General features: G+C 56.9%; 5 protein-coding genes. 1 reads left to right on the top strand and 4 read right to left on the bottom strand.

Going from position 1 to position 5,159, the window contains the following annotated elements; translation table 11 throughout:
- The 3 genes from INT22_RS05685 to INT22_RS05675 form a co-directional block, all read right to left on the bottom strand.
- Window positions 1–1,419 (bottom strand): ABC transporter permease (locus tag INT22_RS05685; RefSeq protein ID WP_226912439.1); only part of this gene is annotated, 1,419 nt, incomplete at its 3' end.
- Window positions 1,420–2,637, bottom strand: coding sequence for an ABC transporter substrate-binding protein (locus INT22_RS05680; protein ID WP_193067845.1), 1,218 nt, complete (start codon window positions 2,635–2,637; stop codon window positions 1,420–1,422).
- A gap of 24 nt (window positions 2,638–2,661) precedes the next feature.
- Window positions 2,662–3,696: a phosphotransferase family protein gene (locus INT22_RS05675; protein WP_193067844.1), complete on the bottom strand. Its 1,035-nt coding sequence runs from the start codon at window positions 3,694–3,696 to the stop codon at window positions 2,662–2,664.
- Window positions 3,697–3,853: 157 nt separating this feature from the next.
- On the opposite strand from INT22_RS05675, the gene INT22_RS05670 reads away from it, so the two are divergent.
- Complete coding sequence (locus tag INT22_RS05670) at window positions 3,854–4,204, top strand: VOC family protein (protein WP_193067843.1); 351 nt, start codon at window positions 3,854–3,856, stop codon at window positions 4,202–4,204.
- Window positions 4,205–4,237: 33 nt separating this feature from the next.
- On the opposite strand, the gene INT22_RS05665 is transcribed toward INT22_RS05670, so the two are convergent.
- A partial coding sequence (locus INT22_RS05665; protein WP_193067842.1) for an extracellular solute-binding protein occupies window positions 4,238–5,159 on the bottom strand: 922 nt, incomplete at its 5' end.

Raw genomic sequence — 5,159 nt, 5'->3', positions numbered from 1 at the left:
TGGCAGCCGTACCTGCCAGAAAGCGCGCCAGGGGGGCACACCCAGCGATAGTGCCACCTGAAACCAGCGTGGATCCAGCCGCCGGTAGGCTTCTGACAGCGATAAATAGAGATATGGCACTACAAACAGTAGGTGACCGGCTACGACTAACGCGTGCTGAGGTCGAATGGCAACGCTTTCAGCGGCCACCACTAAGCCAAATAGAAAGGCCACTTGCGGCACAATGAGCGGTAAATAAAGTAGCCACTGAGCACGCCATGCAGGCAAGTGGCAGCGCGCTGCATGCTCCAATGTTGCCACGACCAGTACCGCGGCGATTAGCGTCGCGGTTAGCCCCACACTCAGCGTATTGATCAGCGGTGTTGCCATGTTGGGTAGAATGCGCTGCCAATGATCTAGCGTGAACGTACCCGGCAGCGCATCCGGAAAACGCCAAAAGCCCGCCACCGAGAACAGTGCCAACCCGGCCAGCGCACTGACCGCTAGCAAAGTGACAGCTAGCAGCAAAGCACGGCCGCCAAACGCAATCGCCGTTGCCCCTGATGCCCGCGAGCCGTTGGCCAACCAGCGTTGGCAGAGACGTTTGATTCCTTGTTCGCCAAGCCACCAAGTCAGTAGTGCCGCCAGGGTAACGCCGAACTGCAGCACAGCACCGGCAGACGCCATAAAGCGGCGGCTTAAATCGGGGTCATTAAACCAGGTGAGCACCGAAACGCTCAACGTTGGTGGCAGGGTGGGGCCAAGAATCAACGCCATATCCACCACCGAAGTGGCGTAGGCAATAACGGCATAAACCGGCAAGCGAATCAGTGGGTAAAGCGCTGGGAAAACGCACTTCAGCCAAGCAATGCCGGGCGCGTAGCCAAGCGAGCGCGCCAGGGTGACACGTTGTTCAGGACGTAACTGAGGTAGCGCAGCTAAACTCATCAACAGCAAAAAGGGCACTTCTTTGAGTATCAGGCCCGCCATTAGCGCCAGCCCTAACGGGTCGTTGACGATCAGCAGGTCAGGCGGGCGCTCCCACCCAGTGAGCCCAGGGGAGACCCAGCGCACCAGCAACCCAGAGGGCGCAATCAGAAAGGCTAAGCCAAAGGCCACGGCTGCATGGGGAATGGCCAGTAGCGGTGAGACCATGCGCCGAATGGCACGGTCAATCCAGGTGCCTTGGCTAGCCGCCAGAAACAGCACTACGATAAACAGTGCCACCAAGGCGGTGATCAGACCGCTAAAATAGCTCAGCAGTACGGAGCGGTGGAGACCAGCGTGCGCCCATAGGGCTTGCCATGCTTCCAGATGAAATGTGTCCTCCCCGAGCACCGGTAAATAGCCAAAGGCAGGCAACAACACCATGCCAAGCCCCGCACTTACTGGAATAACCAAAAGTGCAATAAGCAGTATAGGGGCTAGCCGCAGGATCAATTAATTAACGCCATAACGCTGAAGCCACGCATCCTGTAGCGCCGTCATCCAGCTGGGATGAGGTTCGGCCAGGGTATTGGAAAGGGCATCGGCAGGCAGCGCAGATGGATGGCTTTCACCTTGTTCGAAGAGCGCCTTGTCGTTTTCATCTAACTGATTAACTGCCAATACGGTGCGATCGCCCCACATACTAAGCGACTGCTTTTGGGCTTGAGCTTCAGGTGAGAGCAGGAAGTTGGCCAGCGCCATCGCGCCTGCTTTATGGGGAGAATTATAGGGAATAGCGACAAAGTGAACGTTTCCTAGGGTGCCGCCTTCCAGCACGTAGCTGCGCACACTCTCGGGAAGTTCATACTCCATCACCGCGACAGCGGCATCTGTCGGGTAGAAGGAGAAGGCTAAACTGAGCTCGCCATCGCTCATCAATGCGCGCAGGTTAGGGCCTGATTCCGGGAAACTGCGGCCGCTGCGCCATAGGTGTGGGTGTAACTCATCTAGATAATCCCACAATGGCGCGGTGATCTCCGCAAGCTCCGCTTCAACCACTGGCGCATAAAGGGCGTCATTTTGATTCGATAATTCAATTAACGCCTGTTTTAAAAAGGTGCTGCCGGTGAAATCGGGAATACGTGGATAGCTGAACTGGCCAGGGTTGTCTTTGGCCCACTCCAGCAGATCCGCAATACTTTGTGGCGGTGTTTCGGTTTGAGCGCTGTCGTAGTAGAAGGTGATTTGCGCTTTTCCCCAAGGAGACTCATAGCCTTCAGTCGGCAGCGTGAAGTCGGTCACCACTTCTGGGTTTTCGTCTGGGTGAGTCAAGGCGAAGTTAGGCAGAGATTCGGCAAAGGGGCCAAATAAGAGGTCCTGGTCGCGCATGGCGGCGAAGTTTTCGCCATTAATCCAGATCAGGTCGATGCGGCCATCATCCATGTTACCAGCCTGCTTTTCACCCAGTACACGAGCAACGGCGCTACCTGTGTCATCTAACTTTACATGCTCTACATCGACGCCATACGTGGACTGCATTTGTTCGGATACCCAAGCGATATAGCGGTTGGTGCGACTGTCACCGCCCCAGGCGTTCCAGTAAACGGTTTGACCCTCGGCGGCTTGCAGTACGGCATCCCAATCATTGGGATCTGGGGCAGCCATGGCGGGCAGCGCCAGTGACAACATGACAGTGGCGATAGCGGTGGTTAGGGGGGGGCGTGGTTTCATGGTACACCTTGTAAAATCAGTTGGTTATAGAGATTCTTTTAGGTGGAGAAGTTCATTATGGACATGCTCAATTATCGGCAGTGATAAATAGTGCTCGACCCGGTCGCGGACATGGGCAATGACGTCAGCATCGGTGAGTTCTGCTGACCAATCCTGGCCGCGGTGCTCGGTATCTTTACGTTGCAAATACTGGGCGCGCCACTTGGCACACCATGTTAATGACCACAGCCAAGTGGCACGTCGGCAGGCGACCAGCGTTTCCGCGCTGGGTGATTTACCCGCATGCGCTTGCCAACGCTGATAAAAAGCGACGACCTCTTCCAGAGTAAGCACTGCCTGGCTGTTAACGTCCCAGGTGGTCGAGGTGTAAAGCGAGGTATGGGCTAGATCAATACCCGGCAATCCGTAACGGCACTTCTCTAAATCCACCAGCACAGCGCGCCCCTCTTCAGTAATCAAAAAGTTGCCGGGGTGGGTATCAAAGCTGATCAAGCAGCGCTCGGCATCGGGCAGCGTGGTGGGCAGTGCCTCCAGCTCATCGCGAACACGGGCAATGACATCGGGCTCCAAGTTGGCCTTTTCCAGCCACTCGGCCTGGCGGCTAACTTCCTCACACATGGCCTGCCATGAGTCGGCAGGCGCTAGTAGTGGTTCGGGATGCTCAGGTAGCGGTAAGCGATGTAGGCTTGCCAGAGTCTCTGCGATACGTGGTAAATCGTCCGGCAGCTGCGCCAACCGTCCCTCAATGGCATCGACCAGCAGCCCGCCACGCGGCAGGGCATCGCTCACGGGCAAGATGCCATGCAAGCGGGGTACTTGGCCTCCTTGGCTGGCGCGTTCGTAGCACGCGGCTTCATATGCCAAGTTGTCGGCCGGGGCCAAGTTCATTTGGCTCTGCTTGGGCAGCCGTGCGACCCAATCATCGCCATCGCGATGCACCCACACATGATCGTGGGCAAGCCCAGTGTCCGCCGTCGGCGCAAGCGATTGGTAAGCGATTCTCGCCTGTTGCAGCGTGTTTTCCAGTGCCTGCAAACGTGCCGCTAAAGGTATTGGCATAGCGTCATCCGTGTCGGTATATGTTTAGCAATGCCAGTTAGTGGCTGTTCTTGTACTAACCTTACATGGTTACGCATAAAAAGAGATGAAAGATAAGGAGAAAGGGGGGATAGGGTGAGCATTCCTCATCCCATGGAGCTGGCTGGTAGGAGGTAAGGTGATTGTAAAGCGTATTGTCTCTAACATTGCTGCCAAGCATCTTGAAGACGCTGAGAAGTTCTATGCGACTATCTTTGGTCTCAAGCTTGTGATGGATCATGGCTGGATAAAGACCTATAGCTCAGGCGAGGAAATGACCGCTCAGTTGAGTGTGGCGTCGGAAGGCGGCTCAGGTACGCCAGTGCCAGACCTATCGATAGAGGTGGATAGCTTAGAGACTGCCTTGGCGAGAGTGAAATTGGCAAAGATTGAGATTGAGTACGGGCCGGTAAGTGAGCCTTGGGGTGTCCGTCGGTTTTATGTGCGTGACCCATTTGGAAAGCTTATCAATGTTTTACAACATGAATAACCACACTGGGTCGCCCATTTATTGCCACGATGCTCATTGCTGTGTCGGCAGGGTTTCATGAAATAGCGCCTCACGAAACAGAGCTTCGATGCGTTCCTGGGTACGTGCATACCATGTCTCGTCTTTGGCCACTGCACCTTGGGCATTGATGGGGTGGGTGGGAATATGCAAGCGCATGTCCAGGCCGCTGTCGCGGTGGGTGGAGACCTGCATAGCAGCAGAGCGTCGCGCTGGGCCATAAGGGATATACCGAGCCAGTTCCGCCTGACGTTCGCTGGTGGTGGCAAAGCGGATAAAGTCTCGCGCCGCCTCAGCGTTTGGGGCACCACGGGGGATTGCCCAGGTTTCGTGTTCCTGAAACTGGCCATCCCAGAGGATCTCTATGGGCAGGTCGCGCTCCACCATGGCAGCGAAGAAACGCCCATTGTAGCCGGAGGCCATGACCACCTGACCCTCCTCCAATAGACGCACTGGAGTATCACCGGCTTCCCACCAGTGGATATTGTCGATGCTTTGCAGCCGGGTGAAGGCCAGGCCTAGGCCGCGACGGGTACTGAGCAGGCGATAAAGCTCTTCCCGGGGCACCCGGTAGGAGAGCAGCGCCCACTCTAGGTTCGCCGCCGGGGTGAGCTGAAGGGCCCGGGGACCAGGGAAGCGCTGTTGATCAAAGAGGTCAGCGATGCGAGTGGGGCGACGTCCGGGGAAGGCGTCGCGGCGATAGGCCACGACGGTGGCAAAGATCGAGTGGCTGATAAAGCAACGCCCCAGGGCGCCGGGGAGAAAATCTTGGGCTGCTGGGGTGCCATTTGGCGCCGGGGCGGCCAGCTCCGGGGGAAGCGGTTCCAGTAGGCCTTCCTCGCAGGCTGCCATGGCCTCGCTGCGGGTCATATCAAGCACATCCCAAGGGACGTTGTTCTCTGCCACGGCTTGGCGCAGTGCTGCCAGGCCGCCGTTA

The organism is Halomonas sp. 3D7M (assembly GCF_014897885.1).
In the GTDB taxonomy this organism is placed as follows: Bacteria; Pseudomonadota; Gammaproteobacteria; order Pseudomonadales; family Halomonadaceae; genus Vreelandella.
This window is presented reverse-complemented; position numbering and strand designations above follow the sequence as displayed.